The sequence below is a fragment of the Reinekea sp. genome (genome assembly GCF_046710285.1).
Taxonomy (GTDB): Bacteria; Pseudomonadota; Gammaproteobacteria; order Pseudomonadales; family Natronospirillaceae; genus Reinekea.
The window spans coordinates 222,442-240,944 of record NZ_JBKEGY010000001.1 but is presented as its reverse complement, the minus strand read 5'-3'; the positions used below and the strand labels follow the sequence as shown (position 1 = coordinate 240,944).

The following is an 18,503-nucleotide window of genomic DNA, read 5'->3' as shown; positions in this document are numbered from 1 at the left end:
CCCATGAAATGGCCGCTGATCGCTATCGTTTATTTTTATCGTTGGGTGATCAGTCCAATGCTAGGACCCCGTTGTCGCTATTACCCAACGTGCTCCGAATATGCCTTAATTGCGCTAAAAGAACACGGCGCAATTAAAGGCAGTTGGTTAACCATAAAACGAATTGGCCGATGCCACCCGGGCGCAAAAGGTGGTTTTGATCCTGTGCCGGGCGTTCCACTTAATTTAGAAACCGAGGAAGATGACCATGCTCATCGATAAGCACCTACTAACCATTTTGGTTTGCCCTGTGACTAAAACAACATTGCAAATTGACAATGAAAAAGAAGAACTAGTTTCGACTGCCGCAAAGCTGGCTTACCCAGTACGTGATGGTATACCCGTAATGCTAGAAGATGAGGCACGCGCCTTAAGCCAAGATGAATTTGAGTTTTGGCATAGCAAAAAAGCATAATCTGCTGCTCAATACCTAAACATCATGTACAAACAGTCATGATGTTTAGCTTAGTTTATGAGAATCAAAGACTAAATGGATATTAAAAAGTAACCAGTGATTACTTAGCTGGCTGTCGCTGAATTGTCTTCCACAACTGGCGTTATGCTTATAGCAGGCTTTGATGCTTTGGTCGGCCAAGCACGAACCAGGTAATGTATCCAAATAAAAGCAGCCATTGCGCTAAATAGGATGAGCATCGATTCCTTAAAGCCCGCACCTTCCATGAGTCGGTAAAAACCGTATTGAACAAAATAGCCACTGACAACCGCACAACTGACACAAAATTTAGATGTATTTAGACCTTCGTACCAACAGAGAATCGGCACAAATAAGCAAGCTACAATCCATTGTACTGCGAGGAGATAAGGTAAAATAAGCTGGACTTCAAACATAGCCTTTATTTTAGTCTTTACTGATACAGTAAAACAAGACTCAAAGCCGCACAAAACGTGATCTAGTGCATATTTTTACAATTTTGGGCATTGCAGCAAGGAAATTTTTTGAAAGTCCTTTAACATAGTGTCATTAATTAAGAGACTTTGCCGTGTTCGCTTTAACCTTTGCGCAAAAACTCGCCCTGTCGATGATCAGTATGGTCGTTCTCAGTGCAGGTTTATTAGGCTACCCAATGGTGTATCGACAGTTCTCCTTAATGGATGAACAGTACAATATTATGGGGACAACCTTAGTAAACCAACTCGCCACAAACGCTATTGAACTTGTCTTTGTGAAAGATGAGTTGAAACTTGGTGAGCTTGTCAAAAACATCAGCGAACAAACCGATGTACTCTCAACAGTCATTGTTAACAAAGATCAAGAGGTTGTTACTGGCTCAGGCATTCAGCCACCTCAAGACTGGCTATTTGATGAACTAAAAACCGAACACCCCGGCTTCGCCCTCGACAACAATAATATTGGCTGGTTTCACCAACCGATATCCTTTGATGGTGTCATTGGCGGTGTTGCGTGGATTGGTCTCGACAAAACACAGCTTATCGAGAATCAGCGGTTTATTCTAAGCTCAGCACTTACCTTAGTTGCCTTAATGGTCCTTTCCATTATGTTGTTAGCGGTACGCATTAGCCGCAACCTGAGTAAGCCCATTTTAGAAATTATCGATGCTTCTGAAGCCATCGCTTCTGGGCAACTGAGTTTTCGTATGCGAGGTAACTATTCTGGTGAGTTTACCGCCGTTAAATCTGCCTTCAATAACATGGCCGATGGCTTAGAACAAAAATTGACCTTAGAAAAGAATATCTCTCGCTTTGTCTCTTCTTCTGTTGCAGAGCATTATATGTCTCGTGATGACAACGATTTAACACTGCAGGGCGAACGAGTAGAAGCCAGTATTTTGTTTGTCGACTTAGTGGGTTATACAAATTTCAGCAACAAACACAGTCCAGAAGTGATTGCCGATGTCCTCAACTTTTACTTCACTGAGTTTGCTAATACCTGCCATCACTTTCATGGTAACGTCGATAAGTTTATTGGCGATTGCGCAATGCTTGTATTCGGCTGCCCAATACAAGATGAACGCCATAAACAACATGCGTTACATTGCGCTGTGCGTATTCGCGATGACATTGCCGCATTAAATAAGCAACGCCAAGAGGAAGAGTTACCCTGGTTAGACATTCGTATTGGTTTAGCGTCGGGCGTTGTTTTGGCAGGGCTACTTGGCTCACCGGAACGGTTAAACTATTCTGTGGTTGGTGATGCTGCAAACCTTGCCGCCCGGTTATGCGACAAAGCACCTTCTGGGCAAATACTAACCGACCGTCACTTTGTTGATTCTCTTCGAGCTAGTAAAAATGACATTGGTATAAGCACGCATCAAACACAACAAGTTCATGTTAAAGGGTTTATCGACGCTATTGATACCTTAGTAGTGGACCAAGTAGAGATTACAAATGAAACCTAACCTTCGGCCGACACTTTTTTTAAATATTATTTCGCTCATCATTGTTCTGAGTTTAACGAGTTGCGCCAGCTTTTACGCACAACAACCGGGCTTAGCTGGGCAGATTGATCAATGGCGCGACAAGTCCGATTACGACAAAGCCCTTAACACTATTGCCAAGCTAAAACCCGACCACCCTAACTATCAACAGCTTATGGCGTTGGCGCCGACTATTGAACGTGAGCGTTCAAACTACATCAAACAGATATTAGCTGAGGCCAAACAATATTCAATTTCACAAGACTGGGTAGGCGCAACGAAAAGCATTGATCAAGCCCTACTTCGTTTACCTAGCTCGCCGGAGCTTATCGAGCAACGTCGCTACTATGACAATAAACGTTTAGAACGTGTTGAAATGGATAAAGCCTCGATTCTTATTGCACAGGCAAAATACATCATAACTGCCCGGCCTTATCAGGAATCAATGCTCTACAATGCCAGCTCTAAGTTTTTTGCCTCTAATATCTATAACAATTTTAATACAGCGGCCAAACAAGCCTCGCGAGAGCTTTACGTGCTAGGAGCGCGTTATTGGAACGAGAAAAAAGTCGTTCAAGCCAGAGAGGCGTTAACCTTATCGATTCAAACAGCACCCAACAGTTTAAGTGAAGAACTCTTAGCAGAAGTTTTGGAGCTTGAGCAATACAATAGACGTATCGCACGCGCTAATGCCCTCAAAAAAGCCGATGACCAATGGCCCGAGCTAGTACAGAGTTATAGCAATCGTATTGAGAACGATGACTATTTAGGTGCAGAAAGAATATTAAAAGAAATGAATGCACTCGGGTTTTCAGATTCAACTGCTTACCAGGAGCGTTTTGATCAATTAAAACAAGAGCGCGTAAAAGCCCTAACAATACGTGGGAATAAGCTCTACAACACAGGCCTCATTGCGGAAGCCATTGAAAGCTGGGAGCAAGCACAAAAACTTGCACCGAATAATACAACGATATCGCAAAACTTAGAACGGGCACGTACATTTTTAGGTAATCTTGAGCGCTGGTCAGAAGAAGACAATCCCTAATTAGCTTGCTGAAACTTTGGTTTTATCACATCGAGTACAGCGATAAAGATTGACCAATTTACCTTGCTTGCTATCAAAAATGGTTTCTTTATCAACAGACCACTTATGATGGCCATTTTTACATAATGTAACACCCGCCGCCCTTGCTTTGGTTTTAGCCTTTTTGAACGCCGCTAACGACTGAATATTGCTCACTTAACCTCCTTGATGCTCTAAATCGACCCACTGTTTTGGTGAAAACGGTAGGATGGCCCCATGACAGCCTATATACTGACAAGTTAAATTAACAAATATCACTGGTGCACATGTTAGATCTTAAATCATTAGACGTATTAAACTCTCTTAAAACTGAAATTCAAGCAAACAAAGAAGTTTTTACTGGCACAGTCAAAGGCACCGGTAAAAGCTTTGGATTTGTGGTGGCTGAAGACGGCACTGAAACCTTTTTAGCGCCTGATGAGATGAGTAAGGTTTTTCCTGGCGATAAAGTGACTTTCATTATAGAAGAGCAAGCCGATAACAAAACGAAGGCGATACTCGAAACCTTAGTTTCTAGTGATTTAAGCGAGTTTATTGGAACTTATGTCTCGCGCGGAAAAGCTCAAGGTGTAGAACCATTCCAGACCAACTTCCCCGGCTGGTTGTTTGTACCACCCAGCCAGATTAATGGTGCGCAAAGCAAGCAAATAGTGAAAGCAAGCGTGACTCGGCACCCATGGGATTCTGGCAAAGCCCAAGCCAAGGTAACGGATGTTATTGGCGACTCTGGTGACAACCGTACTTGGTACAAAATGTCACTGTTAGAGCACAACCTTGCCATGGCTTTTTCTGAAGAAGAATTGACCGAAGCTCAGCGCCTTGCAGAATCACTTGATATCGAAAGCTTAGGTTATCGAGATCGAACCGATGTTGCCTTCATTACTATTGACTCTAAATCGACCAAAGATATGGACGATGCTTTGTTTGTTAGCCCAATAGATCAAGGCTGGCGACTAGAAGTTGCTATCGCAGACGCCAGCGCTTTTTTACCCGAAAGTTCAATTATTGATGCCCGAGCTAAACAGCAGCTTACAACCTGTTACCTTCCCGGCCTAACCCTGCCAATGGTGCCAAACTGCTTATCAAATGAAGCGATGTCTCTAAAAGAAGATGTCATACGGCCAGCGCTCGTTTTTACAATGGATATCGATACTAACGGTGAAGCATCTAATTTCTCAATTGAACCATGCTTAGTAAAAAACCACGCCAAACTCAGTTATGAAGAGGTTAGTGAGTGGATCGGGACTGATTCAATCCCGACTCAATATAATGATTTAAAACATTTAAACGACTGTACCCAAGCCATGGCGCTTTGGCGCGGCAACAATGCAAACCCAATGCTTAACCGCCCCGACTATCGTATTCGTGTAGATGAGCAACTCGTCGTTACCAGCATTGAGAAAGAAACCCGCAATATCGCCCGAACCATAGTCGAAGAGTCGATGGTCCTGACCAACTATATGACTGCGCTTTGGTTTGATCAAAGCCCTGCTCTATTTATGACTCACGCAGGGTTCAAAGGCGACAGGCATACAGAATTAAAAGGCTTATTGCGAGACTATTGCCCAAGCGTCTCAGATCTAGACTCAACTCAATTAGATGACTTTAAAAAGATAATCCAACAAGCGCATTTAGTTGAGAGCTTTCCTTTAGCGACCTTACTGACAAAACGTTTCGACCGCGGTATTTGGCAATCGAGTCCAAAGCCTCATTTTGGTCTTGGCTTAACGGCATACAGCACAGTTACTTCGCCTATCCGTAAATACTCCGATTTAGTTATGCACCGGCTAATAAAGCTCAAGCTATCCGGCCAAACGGGTGCAGTACGCGCAGAATTAGTTCAGCATTTCAATGAAAAAGGAAACGTCACACGAAGCATATCAAATGCCATCGAAAAGCGACTAGGCCAACAATGGCTAGAAGCTCAGCCTAAACAAGAGTGGCAAGTTCGAGTAACTCATATCACTGTTAACGGTTTAATTTTACAGATTATTGAAAATGGCATCACTGGGTTTATGGACTTAAAACGCAGTGAAGAAAAGTTCAGCTACGACCCTCTACGTATGACGTTAAAATCAGAAGAAACGCACTACCAGCTTAATGATGAGTTAGTGGTGACCCTTGCGAAAATAGATGACCAAGGTATTACTTTTAAACTCGTAGTAAAAAGTTAACCTATCTTTTACGCACATAAAAAAGCCCCACATTAAGTGGGGCAAAAGATAATACTACGAGATACAACTTCCAACTTCCAACTTACTCTTTAACACCGCCTTGCGTTAAACCTGATATAAACTGCTTCGATGCCAATATAAATGCAATCATAGTTGGCGCCATCATAATTAAGATGCCCGCAAACATCATGTGCCACTGAATTGCATATTGCTGATTAAACTGTTTCAAGCCCAGCGTTAATGGATATAACTCTTCCGACTGTATAAAAATTAGCGGTAAGAAGTATTCATTCCAAGCCTGCACAAAGGTTAGCAATGCAATTGTTGCCAATGCAGGGCGAATGAGCGGCAACATTATTTTAGTATAAACGGTAATTGGCATAGCACCATCCATAATGGCAGCTTCTTCAATTTCTTTCGAGATCGTCTTATAGAAACTCACCAAAATAAACACGGCGACTGGCATCATACTGGCACTTTGTACAAAAATTACGCCCCATAATGAATCGAGTAAGCCTAAGGTTCGAACCGTATCAAATAAAGGTGCCAGTGCTAATCGAATTGGAATGATCACCCCAATCATAAAGCATATGAAAATAAGCGTACTACCTTTAAATGGCATACGTGCCAATACGAACGCGGTCGTACTTGAACAAAAGGTCACAATCACAACGCTGGTTAGCGCAATAAAGGCAGAGTTGGCAAAATACTGACCAAAGTTTGCATTCACCCATGCCTTTGCAAAGTTACTCCACGTCACAGGGTCAGGGAAGCCAAAAGGATCACGGAACACTTGCCCAACGTTTGGCTTTAAAGCATTCATAACCGCAGACATGAAGGGTATGAGCACGACAATTGCCCAAGCAATCATAATAAATTGTACGACTACTTGTTCTTTCTTACTGAGCTTAAATATTTTATCCATATCGATGCCTACTTATTACGAAGGTTGCGTAGCGCTAAAAACAGAGCTGCAGGAAGAATCATTAAGGCGGTCACTAAACCAATTGCGGCAGCCATACCGAAGTTTGCATCCGATGCGGCAACAGACGCACCAAACGCGGAACGGAATAAGAAAGTACCCATAATATCCGTTGAGTAAAATGGCCCGGCTTCTGGTCCCATAATCAAGAGTGTGTAATCGGCGTTGTTGAATACATCGACCATGGTAATAACAGTAATCAAAATAAAAGCTGGCCCTAATACTGGAAACACAACATTTTTAATTGACTGGAAACGATTTGCACCATCTAACATAGAGGCCTCTAGTAAATCGGTACGTACCGCTAGTACTCCTGATAAGATCAGCATGATCGCAAAACCCATACGATGCCAAGAGTAAAATAGGGCCAGAGTAACCAAGGCTGTATCTTCAGAGCCTAGGAACGGTATTGCTACGTCGGTCAAACCAGACTGCACTAACGCGGCATTTAATAAACCTCTAGGATGGACAAAGAGATCCAATAGGTAAGCAACCGCAGCGCCCGCCATTGGATAAGGTAAGAAATAGATAATTTGATAGGTTTTGCGTCCCCAAGTTTTGAAACTCAGAAGCATCGCTAAACCAGTACCAATAACTAAAAAAGAACCAATAATAACAATAAAAAATATTACGTTTTGTCCCAAGGCATTGAATAACTGATCGCGATAGTACTCTTCACCGAGTACTTTGCGAAAGTTGTCAAAACCAACAAATTTCTTTTCGCCAATACCTGGCCAGTCAACCATTGAAATGTAAAACAGACCCATCAATGGGAAAAAGTTGAATATACCGTAAAGAATTACGCCTGGTGCGAGTAAAAGTGCACGTTGGAAATTCTGAACTGTTTTAAAACTGAGACGAGATTTAGATGGACTTTCAACTTCTGTCTTTGACATATCGAAACCCTTTGAATGTAATTCTTCAGTTTCACTTCGGACTTGATTGCTTTGAGTCATTGTAGATACTTCTTTAATGCGAAAGAGAGGGGCATTGCGAGGAACTAATACTGCTTTACTAAAATGGGTTGCTAAGCTTAGCCTAGCAACCCGACTTCAATTACATAGCGCAGTTCTTCGCACCAACATAGCCTTGAGAGTTCAAAGTCTTTTGAATTTTCTCAGCCATACCTCGAGCAGTTGTCTTACCGGCTAACAATTCCTGTAGACCAGAAGCAGTTAATGCTTGATATGTTGGCTCACCACCGTTTAATGCCGGAGTAAAGAAAGGTAGACCAGGTAGCGCGTTTGTTCCAATTAATTTCGCAGCTTGGTTCACACGATCGGAATCAACATTGATTTTATGAGTTGATGCTGGGATAGCCTCAACCTTGTCAGCAAACAACTGAGAGAATTCTTTAGTTGTATAGAACTCTAGAACTTTCTTAATTGCATCAGTTTTCTTGCTGTTCGGGTTATAAGCAATATGACCGTCAACAAACCCATAAACCTTGTTGCTTGTGCCAGGAATTGCCATGTAGCCTAATTCTAAAGATGGATCAATTTCATACATTGGTGAAGCTGGAGTTGCTGACCAAATACCATCGACCATCATTGCAGAAGTACCCAATGCAACACCAGTACGCATAGAGCCATAATCGTCAGCTAAAGGCGTCGGATTCATATAACCCTTATCCTGCCAAGACTTGAAACGCTCCATTGCATCGACATAGACATCATCAGTGAAACATGCATCACCAACAACTACGTCTTGAGACCATTTATCATCTGTCATACCTGCAAGAATAGTTTCGTGTAGTACCTGGTTTAAGTACCAAGCATCACGACCATCTACGTGTAAAGGCACGATACCTTGACCTTTCAAAGACTCAAACAATGCTTCAAGTTCATTTAGGTTTTTAGGCTCAGACTTAACAACAGCTTTGTTGTAAAGAATAGATTGCATCTGCATAACGAAAGGTACGCCATAAACCTCGCCATCTGTACCGGTTGCACCAAATAACGCAGCTTCGCCGAAATTGTCTAAATTAATTCCTAGATCGGTTACCGGCGCGGCAACACCTGCATCAATCCATGGCTGGATCCAAGCAGTGCCTGCTTTCGCATGGTAAAGGTCTGGGCGGTTAGTTTGGAAGTCGATACGAAGCTTTGTTTCGTGCTCGCCTGCACCGTTATATATGTTTGACTTAATTTGAACACCTGGGATCAGGTTGTTTTCATTAATGTAATCAAAGACAGCTTGGTCTTGCTCACGCCAAGTGTATAACTGAAGAACAGTATCTTCTGCAAACGCTAGGTTAGATGTTACCAAAGTTGCCGCAGCCACAGCGACTGCCATTCCAGTTTTCATAAGTTTCATTTTAGTTAGCCTCTTTTTTGTTTTTCTCTGTTTGAATGAGCCCAATATAATACCAATCGAGAACACTGGCAACCTTAAATCCTTAAAGTTTTGAACAATTTCCTCTCGTTCTGGATAAACTATTGATATAAAACAACTTTTTGGAGCTAATATCGGGGATTTAGGGCGTTTCCTAGGAATATGCTTGGAGTGAAAGCCACCGTGATTTCTATTATTCCGATAAAAACTGATCGATTAAGCGCAACACAAATGGTACTTAAACTAGATACCAATTTCGAAATACCAATCGTTTCCGTCATAATTACCAGACTTACTTGACAATCCAAACACGCTCAATGCATGCGAGAAGCCTAAGTTGATTAATTCACTCTTTTAAAGGGCTTGTTTAAGCAACATCAAATAGACGATAACCAATATAGGACCATTATTTTAGCTAAGCACTTCAAGCAAAAAAAACCCTAAGACGGTTAATCTTAGGGTTAGTGTCTTAATCTAGATAACCACTGTTTATAAGGCTAGGAAACTTCTTACCTGATTGACAATGCCTTCAGCAATGGACTTATTTTCCATTTCAGAAAAAATTCGCAACAAGGGCTCTGTACCTGAGAAACGCGCAATCACCCAGCCACCGTTTTTAAAATAGACCTTTAGGCCATCTGCGTAACTGACTCTTTCAACTTCGTATTCAAAAGAGGGTAACGACTTTTCGACATATATTTTATTGTAAATAATAGTCTTTTGTTCTGCTTTAAAGGTGCAATCGCCTTCAGCTGTATATGCGTAACCATATTTATCGTAAATTTCACGAAGTAGTTCAGATATTTTCTTTCCTGATACTGCGATCATTTCCACCAATAGACTGGCGGCAAATACACTGTCTTTGCCTTTAATATGACCTCGTATTGTTAAGCCACCAGAACTCTCGCCACCAATGAGTGAGTCGTCAGCTGCCATTTGAGAGCTGATGTGTTTAAAGCCGACAGGAACTTCAAAAGATTTTTCACCATGATCCGCAGCAATTTTGTCTAAAATATGAGATGTAGCAATGTTACGAACCACTGAACCTTTTTGCTTTTTGTAATTAAGTAAATAGTAGTACAGCAGTATTAGTATTTCATTTGGATGAACAAAATTACCCTTTTCATCTATAATGCCGATGCGATCTGCATCGCCATCGGTGCCAATACCCACATCATAACCACCGTGCACAACTAAGTGCTTAAGTTGGTAGAGTGTCGCGGCAGATGGCGAAGGCATGAGCCCACCAAAGGCTGGGTTTTCACCATCATGAATGACATCGACATCACAACGACCTGTAATTAAAACCGTTTGCAACGCGTTTTTTGCCACACCAAACATAGGGTCTATTAAAACACGAAGGTTTGCTTGCCTAATTGCATCCACATCGAGTAAGGCCAATACAGAGTCTACAAACTCATTCATTGGGTAGATCACGACAATGTCTCCACTGGCGATGGCATCATCAAAATCAATGGTTTTGATATCGTTTGGTTTGATGTCTGCCATTTGTACTTCGAGTTTTTCGGTGATCTCTTCGTCAGCGTCACGACCATCTTCGATAAATATTTTAACGCCATTGTAGTCATGTGGGTTATGAGACGCGGTAATACAGGCAGAGTATATACAACCCATGGATTTCGCTTTGAACATAACAATGGGAGTCGGTACAAAACGGTCAATAAAACTCACTTTTATTCCATTTGCCGCCAGCACTTCCGCAAACCACTTTGATGCTTTGTCCGATAGGAAGCGCCGGTCGTAGCCTATGACAAAGCCTTTTTCTACTACACGTTCATTGATCATGATATTGGCAACTGATTGCGCCACTAAGCAAACGTTAGCTTTAGTAAACTCATCACCAATAATTGCACGCCAACCACCTGTCCCGAACTGAACCATACTGTTCTCCAAATTTATCGAATTTCGATCACCGAGGGAAGCTGTGCTCCCCTCAATTTAGTAACATCAAAATTGTTACCGTTTTTAGCCCATTGTTACGACAACGTCGTTGACAGAACCATCGACCTGAACGGGTATTGCACCTTCAATGACAGCACCATTGAGTGTGATCGACTTAACCCCTTTGCTCACACTATTTGGATTTTCGACTTGAATATTGAACTTGGCACCGCGCCACTCACGCTGTATTTGAAAGCCCGGCCAACTGGCAGGTATACAAGGATCCACAACCAACCCGTCAAAGCCTAAGCGTACACCAAGTATAAAATTGGTCACGGCAAAATAAGCCCAACCAGATGTTCCTGTTAACCATGGGTGGTTAGCACGACCATGATCTTGGTGGTCACGCCCCATAATAAATTGAACATAAGAGTATGGTTCGGCTACACGTAAATCTGCATTTTCATTTTGATTATAGGGGTTCAGCGCATCATAAAATTTCATCGCTCGATCACCACGACCTAACTTTGCTTCAGCGACCCAAGCCCAAGGGTTTGGATGAGAGAAGATAGCACCATTTTCTTTTACGCCCTGATATACACGCGTCACGAAACCAATATCATCATTGGGAGTAGAAAACGAAGGTGCATTTAAGTGCAGGCCATATTCAGAAAATAAATGTTCATCAACGCTGTCCATCGCACGTTGGCCTCGCTCTTGAGAAACCGCACCCGATAAAACCGCTAAGGTGTTTGATTCAAGATGTATGCGGCCTTCTGTTTGTTGAGCCGTACCAATTTTTTCGCCCGTCTTCGTTAAGCCACGTATGTACCAGCCGCCTTCGTCATCCCAAAGGTGCTCTTCGCAGGCTTGCTGTATACCCTCTGCCATAGTGGTGTATTTAACAACGTCATCAGCTTTACCTAAATATTGTGCAAGCTCGATAAACTCTTGGAGTGCCCAGTAATGTAGAAAGGACACCATTGACGACTCACCACCACCGAGGTTTAAGCAATCATTCCAGTCGGCCCGTAAGCCCTTACAAATACCTGTTTGACCAACATATTTTGCAGAGAAATCTAAAGCGGCTTTCATGTGCTCATAAACGGTCGCATCACCACCATCGGCATAGGGAATGAGTTCGTCAAAAAAGCTCTCTTCTCCCGTCTCTAAAACATATTTACAAATTGTCGGCACGAGCCATAAGTGATCATCTGAACAGGTGTCTTCGATACCATGAATTTTATCGTCATCAGAAGGTGTCGGCACAACCGTTGGAGACTTTGAAGGTACAACATCTGCTTTTTCAGGGTCAAACCAATCCGGATCAAACAAATGCAGGCCGTAACCTTCTTTGACTTGCCCACGTAACAAATCGACAATTCGTTTACGGGTCATCTTTGGATTTGCATGCGGTACAGAAATAGCGTCTTGTGCTGTGTCTCGATAACCCAACCCGGTACGACCACCCACTTCAATGAAAGAAGCAAAGCGCGACCAAACCACACAAGTTTCAGCTTGATACAGAGTCCAGGTGTTGATCATTGAATCAAGACCTTTATTTGGTGACGTAACTTGGAGTTTATTACAACGCTCTGCCCAATGATCTAATATTCCCTGAAAAGCAGCATCAACATTTGTTAAGTCTTGATACTTTTTACGTAACCGATCACCGTTGCCTTTGCCCAACCCCAACACAAATGCAAAGCGAACTTTTTCTCCGGGCTGTATGACAAACTGTTTATGTAAAGAGCCGCAATGGTTGTGGCATGTTTGTGCTGAGTTTGAACATTGACCTTTTTCTACCGCGATTGGGTTTGCTTCATCACGATAACGACCAAGAAAGGCATCTCGCTGTCCATCATAAGAATCAGGATCAAAGGTAGCGGCTAAATAATAATAACCCTCGAAGTCATCAGTATTATAATAAAGATCATATTCAATCACACCATCGTTATAGGCAGTCCCAGCCGAGTAAAGCGACATCTGGTGGTTTTGATTATCTGATTGAATGTGAGAAAACGAAAACTCAACAAACGAGAAGGCTGAAATAGTACGCGGCTTGTCGCCTGTATTTTCAATCGTTACATCCCAAACTTCCGCATCTTCACCCTTCGGAACAAATAACGTTTTAGTCGCGGTAATACCGTTGTACTCACATTTAAACTTAGAATAAGAAAGTCCATGCCGTACCTCATAACTTGCTTCATCTAAACTTTTAGCCACTGGCTGCCAAGAAATAGACCAGTAATCTCCGGTTTCATCATCTCGTAAATAAACATAATGCCCAGGTCGATCAAATGACGCATTTGGACGGAATTTGGTTACGCGATTATATTCAGGTGAGTTATAAAAAGAGTAACCTCCAGCATTGTGGGAAATGACAGTACAAAACTTTTCAGTACCTAAATAGTTAGTCCAAGGCGCTGGCGTATCTGGCCGAGTAATTACGTACTCTCGATTTGCATCATCAAAAAAACCGTATTTCATTATTTTTCCTTAAACCATATCGGGTTAAAAAACTAAAATTAAATTTGCAACCATTTTCAATAAAGCTGCTTAGCTAAAAATCTTTATATTTAATACCGAGCTCTTCAAAATAAGTTCGCTGGGCTTGCAAACGGGCTTTAAAATCAGGCCAATTTCTCGCTTCAGGCTTTGACCATGACGCTTCCGCATTAGCCAACATTCGTGGGAATAACATGGTGTCTATTTTGTCTTGATTGAGCACGACCTCACTCCAAAGCGCGCATTGAATACCAAGAATGTGCTGACGTGCCGGGTCATTTTCTGCAACTTCCCGAAGCGGTTGATAAGCGTAAGCTTGCTCTAACGTTAAGGTGCCGGCCCAATCTACTCCGACATCTTCTGGACCATAGTCTTGTTTAAGATCAAAATAGGTATACTGATTGGGCTGCATAACAACATCAAAACCTGACTTTACTGCTTCCAATCCCGCTTCCTCACTTATCCACGAATACACAACAGTGTCTGTGCTAACTTTGTTGCCATGTTTAACTTCTTCCCAGCCAAGCATACGCTTACCGCGGCTTTTTAATTTATTTTCGGCATAACGCAATATGTGTCCTTGCAGCTCTTCAGGGTCGGAATAACCTTGCTCGGTCATTAACTGTTGGCAGTTCTCACTGTTTGTCCACACACCTTTAGGGACTTCATCTGCACCAATATGAATGTAAGGCGATGGAAACATGTCACAAACTTCATCAAGTACCCTATCGATAAATTCGTATGTCCCAGGAATAGCTGGCGACAGCACGTTATCTGTATAGTTTTGAATGCTGAGGTATTCAGACTTATCTGTCGGGTCGATGAGCAACTCAGGCAAAGACATTATTGCCGCACGGCAATGTCCTGGCAGATCAATTTCGGGAATAACCGTAATTGCGCGCTGCTGAGCGTATTCAACGACTTCTCTTATTTGTGCTTTGGTATAGAAACCACCGTACTGCTGTGTTAAATGCGAGAACTGAGGGACTAATTTTGTGCCGGGTCCTCGCAGACTGCCTTGTTCAGTTAATTCCGGAAATGCACTAATTTCAATGCGCCAGCCTTCATCATCAGTAAGGTGCCAGTGAAAAAAATTAAACTTATAACGAGCCAACTGGTTAATGAGTCGCTTTACCGTTTCGATGCTATGAAAATGACGCGCACAATCAAGCATTGCTCCTCGATAGTCATATTGCGCGTAATCAGATATTTCAACCGTTTTTATGAAGTAATGCCCTGCTTCGTCTTGCTCAACAAGTTGTAATAAAGATGCCACCGCGTGGACAAAGCCGGCAGCACCACTGGCTGAAATGGTTACCTGCTGCTCACATACATCAAGCCGATAACCCGACTCAGTTAATTGGTCATATTCAACAAACACTATATTTGCATGTGCGTGGTGCTCAGATGTTTGCAACATTACCCGCGCTTGAAGCTCGCCCAATAGCCATGCTGCTGCTCCGCTTGCTGTTTCGATATTACTGGCTATCACTGTTGTAGCCGACAAAGGGAATCTAGAGTTATTATTAATAACCGACACTGGAACGGGAATGAGCGCTAAATCTGCAGGCGCTGACTGAATTTTACTGACCATTTCATATTCAGGCATTTTCAATTCAATACGCGACACAGCCACATCCGTTTTTTGCTGATATTCATCGTGGGCAAAACTAATGTAAGCCTCTCTACTACCACATTCGTAATTAGTGAAAATTGCAGATTTAACCTTAAATCGGACTTTATATTCCGTGTTAGGTGCCAGTTGAGCGCCTTTTTCAGGCCTCATTTCCACATAAGTACCAATTTGTACCACTGAACCTGCACTCAATGTTTCCGGAAATATGAACCGCGGAAAATCTAGCGTTAAGCACCAATCAGTTAGGGTCTTATTTGAACCGTTGTATAGGCTTAGCTCGACCAACATTTCTTTATTATCAATGACACGCTGATCTAATCGAAAACGCATGATTCTTTCCTTTAAGAGCCGATAAACAGTGGCATTCAGACAATTTGATAGCATTATTTACTTTGCTGAACACACCCGCAAAAGCTAGTACTACCCTTCACAAAACACGGGTAGCAGGGGCAATATTCACCGCAAAGTGACGACGATAAAGCCTTCCAAGTGAACCCCAAATATCTGCATTTGGTATTGTCATAATGTCACATAATTTTTATTTTGAAATGGTATTATATTGGTATTGTTTTATCGCTGTAAAGGTTATATTCTAATGGCACTAAGAAATCACCTATAAACCTACGCCTCGGCTTCGGACTGCAGCTATGAAATCACCGCTAAATTATTTGATTGGTATTGACGGCGGAGGTACTCGATGTCGAGCTCGGATCACCGACCTACATGGCAGTATTTTGGGCGAAGCCGTTTCAGGTAGCGCCAATGTTTTTCAAAACGATGCATTAGCCTGGCAGTCGGTATCTGCCAGTATTGATGAAGCGATTCAAGCAGCAAAGCTTCCAGCTAACGCCCGCCAAAAGGCTTATGTCGTTGCCGGCTTAGCAGGCGCTGAAGTCAGCAGTGCTGTCGAAAAATTTTTTACTCATGTCGAAAATATTGGTCATTTAGAAATTTTAACTGATGCTCAAATAGCCTGCTTAGGCGCTCACACTTTAAAGAATGGTGCAATATTTATCGTGGGTACTGGTACAGTGGGTATTGCCCAAAAAGATGAACATTGGAAAAAGATAGGTGGCTGGGGTTTCCCACTGAATGATGAAGGCGGTGGCGCTTGGCTGGGTATGCAAGCCATTAAAGTTGCCATAAAGCAATATGATGGACTCATTGCAAGCTCATGTTTGAGCGAAAAAGTTTGGCAAAAGTTCCCGAGCGGTATTGACGAGCTGGTTGCATGGTCTCAACATGCAAGCTCTGGTGATTACGGTCAGTTTTCGCCCTTAGTGACAGACGCATACGAACAGAATGACTTACATGCCAAACTCATTATTGAAGAACAGGCAGCCGTGCTAACTGAGAAAATTTCTGCACTTGCTACTAACAACATACCCTTGTGCTTAATGGGCGGTCTGGCAAGTTGGGCGCAACCCTTATTACCACCTGCTATTCAACAACAACTAAAAAAACCCGATGGCGACGCTTTAACTGGAGCACTTCTATTGGCAAGAAAAAGGATGTCCGCGTGAGCATAAATGTAAATACCAGCACCGAACTGCTCGATTATATTCGGCCAGATTCAGAAAAACCAGGTTCACTTTATACGCAACTATCTCGCTCTTTAAGCCAAGCGATTCACGAGGGCATGTTAGAGGATGGCGACTTTTTGCTACCTCAACGTGAGCTTGCAGAATTACTCGGTGTTTCCCGCGTAACAATTCGAAAAGCAGTTGAAAGCCTTGTAAAAGAAGGCTTACTTGTTCAACGGCAAGGCGCGGGTACAATGGTTACCCGCGGCCAAAAACAACATATTCATAAAAACCTAGCGGTATTAAACAGCTTTACTGAAGACATGGAAGCACGTGGAATGGTGCCGTCTTCAACTTGGGTTGCTCGTGCTACAACCCAAGCATCTCCAAAAGAAGCGATGGCACTTAACTTATCACCCGGCAGTTTGGTTAGTCGTTTTACACGAATAAGGCATGCCAGTGAAACCGCTATGGCTTATGAAATTACCAGTGTTCCTGCTTATATCATTGCTGACGCAAACGAAGTTGGCGACTCTCTTTATGCCTACCTCGATGAGAAGAAAGCACGTCCGGTTCGGGCATTACAAACAATGACAGCAACAAATGCAGATAAAACCGTAGCCGAATTTCTTAGCATCGCACCCAATGACGCAGTGCTCTATATTGAAAGGCAGGGTTTTGCTGAAAACGACTCGCCCATTGAGTTTGCTCGCTCTTGGTATCGCGGCGATATTTATGATTTTGTAACTGAACTTTCTTTAAATTAAACAAATTATTGGAGACCTATGATGAAGTTTGCATTACGAGGTGCAACAATCTTTGATGGTTATACAACACACCAAAACAGCGCTCTACTGATCGATGGTGAACACATTCACTCAATCGTCTCTGAAGATTCAATTCCATCAGATTTTTCAATCACCGAACTTACCGGAGGCACATTAGCACCCGGTTTAATTGACTTACAAGTCAATGGCGGCGGCGGTGTTTTACTTAATAACGCCCCTACTCAGGATACACTTGAAACGATGGCGCGTGGGCATGCAAAATTCGGCGTAACCCGTATACTACCGACTGTCATTAGTGATACACCAGAAGTTAGCATTGCCGCGATACGATCGGCAAAAAAATGTGATGTAAAGCATTCAGGTGTTCTTGGCATTCATATTGAAGGCCCTTTCTTTAGCATTGAAAAGGCGGGCGTTCACCGCATTGAAAAACTTAGAAGTCTAGCAGCCTCAGACTGGACCTGGCTAAAAGAGCTGGCCGAATTACCATCTATTATTACCTTAGCACCTGAACAAACTTCACTAGAAGATATAGAAGCCATTGCTGAACTTGGCATTCGAATTTGCGCCGGCCACACTAACGCACACTACCAAGATGTTAAAAATGCCTTCGATCACGGGTTAAGTGGCTTTACCCATTTGTACAACGCCATGAGCCAAATGCAAGGACGTGAGCCTGGAGTTGTTGGTGCTGCGTTATCATTAAAAGACACTTGGGCAGGGCTCATCGCCGACGGAATTCATGCCCACCCTGCTTCTATGCTGGCGGCAATAAACGCAAAAGGCTTTGAAAAAATATTTTTGGTCAGTGATTCAATGGCCAACATTGGCTCAGACAAAAAAACCTTCGAATTGTATGGCGAATTAATTGAGGAGCGCGACGGCCGTTTGGTCAATGCTAATGGCAACTTAGCAGGTAGCGCTATCTCACTCTTAGATGCCGTTAGATACAGTATCAATGAGCTTAATTTAGCACCCGAACAAGCACTCGCCATGGCTAGCCGAGTACCAGCTACTTATATGAAATTAGACAATACTTTTGGTAGTTTTAAATCTGGGTATATCAGCGATATTTGCTGGTTAGACGAACACTGGAACATCGCTGGCACTTGGCGTGCTGGTCAAAAACTGTAGAGA

At 42.7% G+C, this 18,503-nt stretch carries 16 protein-coding genes; 8 read left to right on the top strand and 8 right to left on the bottom strand.

Annotated elements, in window-relative coordinates; translation table 11 throughout:
• The first annotated feature begins 3 nt into the window (after positions 1-3).
• Positions 4-261, top strand: coding sequence for a membrane protein insertion efficiency factor YidD (gene yidD / locus ACI882_RS01110; protein ID WP_411743010.1), 258 nt, complete (start codon positions 4-6; stop codon positions 259-261).
• A complete protein-coding gene (locus ACI882_RS01105) occupies positions 248-454 on the top strand; it encodes a Trm112 family protein (protein ID WP_411743009.1) in 207 nt (68 codons plus the stop codon). Before yidD ends, ACI882_RS01105 begins: the two co-directional genes overlap by 14 nt.
• A gap of 104 nt (positions 455-558) precedes the next feature.
• Here ACI882_RS01105 and ACI882_RS01100 read toward each other — a convergent pair whose 3' ends face one another.
• The gene (locus tag ACI882_RS01100) at positions 559-888 is read right to left on the bottom strand and encodes a hypothetical protein (RefSeq protein ID WP_411743008.1); all 330 of its coding nucleotides are present in this window, start codon (positions 886-888) and stop codon (positions 559-561) included.
• Between the two features lie 152 nt (positions 889-1,040).
• On the opposite strand from ACI882_RS01100, the gene ACI882_RS01095 reads away from it, so the two are divergent.
• Positions 1,041-2,417, top strand: coding sequence for an adenylate/guanylate cyclase domain-containing protein (locus ACI882_RS01095; RefSeq protein WP_411743007.1), 1,377 nt, complete (start codon positions 1,041-1,043; stop codon positions 2,415-2,417).
• Positions 2,407-3,480, top strand: a complete 1,074-nt coding sequence (locus ACI882_RS01090) for a hypothetical protein (protein WP_411743006.1) — start codon at positions 2,407-2,409, stop codon at positions 3,478-3,480. The genes ACI882_RS01095 and ACI882_RS01090 overlap by 11 nt, the downstream gene beginning before the upstream one ends.
• Here ACI882_RS01090 and ACI882_RS01085 read toward each other — a convergent pair whose 3' ends face one another.
• Entirely contained in the window at positions 3,481-3,675 is a 195-nt protein-coding gene (locus tag ACI882_RS01085; protein WP_411743005.1) for a hypothetical protein, read from the bottom strand.
• A gap of 110 nt (positions 3,676-3,785) precedes the next feature.
• Between ACI882_RS01085 and ACI882_RS01080 the strand changes: the two genes are divergently transcribed.
• On the top strand, positions 3,786-5,693 hold the full coding sequence (locus ACI882_RS01080; RefSeq protein WP_411743004.1) for a VacB/RNase II family 3'-5' exoribonuclease: 1,908 nt from the start codon (positions 3,786-3,788) through the stop codon (positions 5,691-5,693).
• 82 nt (positions 5,694-5,775) lie between these two features.
• Here the strand turns inward: ACI882_RS01080 and ACI882_RS01075 are convergent, their stop codons facing one another.
• The 6 genes from ACI882_RS01075 to ACI882_RS01050 form a co-directional block, all read right to left on the bottom strand.
• Positions 5,776-6,618 (bottom strand): carbohydrate ABC transporter permease, encoded by an 843-nt coding sequence (locus tag ACI882_RS01075; RefSeq protein ID WP_411743003.1) that lies wholly within the window; start codon positions 6,616-6,618, stop codon positions 5,776-5,778.
• 8 nt (positions 6,619-6,626) lie between these two features.
• Entirely contained in the window at positions 6,627-7,571 is a 945-nt protein-coding gene (locus ACI882_RS01070; protein ID WP_411743002.1) for a carbohydrate ABC transporter permease, read from the bottom strand.
• A gap of 160 nt (positions 7,572-7,731) precedes the next feature.
• Positions 7,732-8,991: an ABC transporter substrate-binding protein gene (locus ACI882_RS01065; protein ID WP_411743001.1), complete on the bottom strand. Its 1,260-nt coding sequence runs from the start codon at positions 8,989-8,991 to the stop codon at positions 7,732-7,734.
• 507 nt (positions 8,992-9,498) lie between these two features.
• A complete protein-coding gene (locus tag ACI882_RS01060; protein WP_411743000.1) occupies positions 9,499-10,911 on the bottom strand; it encodes a phosphoglucomutase/phosphomannomutase family protein in 1,413 nt (470 codons plus the stop codon).
• A gap of 84 nt (positions 10,912-10,995) precedes the next feature.
• On the bottom strand, positions 10,996-13,401 hold the full coding sequence (locus ACI882_RS01055) for a GH36-type glycosyl hydrolase domain-containing protein (RefSeq protein WP_411742999.1): 2,406 nt from the start codon (positions 13,399-13,401) through the stop codon (positions 10,996-10,998).
• Between the two features lie 73 nt (positions 13,402-13,474).
• A complete protein-coding gene (locus ACI882_RS01050) occupies positions 13,475-15,385 on the bottom strand; it encodes a beta-N-acetylhexosaminidase (RefSeq protein ID WP_411742998.1) in 1,911 nt (636 codons plus the stop codon).
• 317 nt (positions 15,386-15,702) lie between these two features.
• Here ACI882_RS01050 and ACI882_RS01045 point away from each other — a divergent pair, with 317 nt between their 5' ends.
• The 3 genes from ACI882_RS01045 to nagA are packed head-to-tail and all read left to right on the top strand — an operon-like array spanning position 15,703 to position 18,500.
• Positions 15,703-16,578, top strand: coding sequence for a BadF/BadG/BcrA/BcrD ATPase family protein (locus tag ACI882_RS01045; protein ID WP_411742997.1), 876 nt, complete (start codon positions 15,703-15,705; stop codon positions 16,576-16,578).
• Complete coding sequence (locus ACI882_RS01040) at positions 16,575-17,345, top strand: GntR family transcriptional regulator (RefSeq protein WP_411742996.1); 771 nt, start codon at positions 16,575-16,577, stop codon at positions 17,343-17,345. The genes ACI882_RS01045 and ACI882_RS01040 overlap by 4 nt, the downstream gene beginning before the upstream one ends.
• A gap of 18 nt (positions 17,346-17,363) precedes the next feature.
• A complete protein-coding gene (gene nagA / locus ACI882_RS01035) occupies positions 17,364-18,500 on the top strand; it encodes an N-acetylglucosamine-6-phosphate deacetylase (protein ID WP_411742995.1) in 1,137 nt (378 codons plus the stop codon).
• Positions 18,501-18,503: the final 3 nt, after the last annotated feature.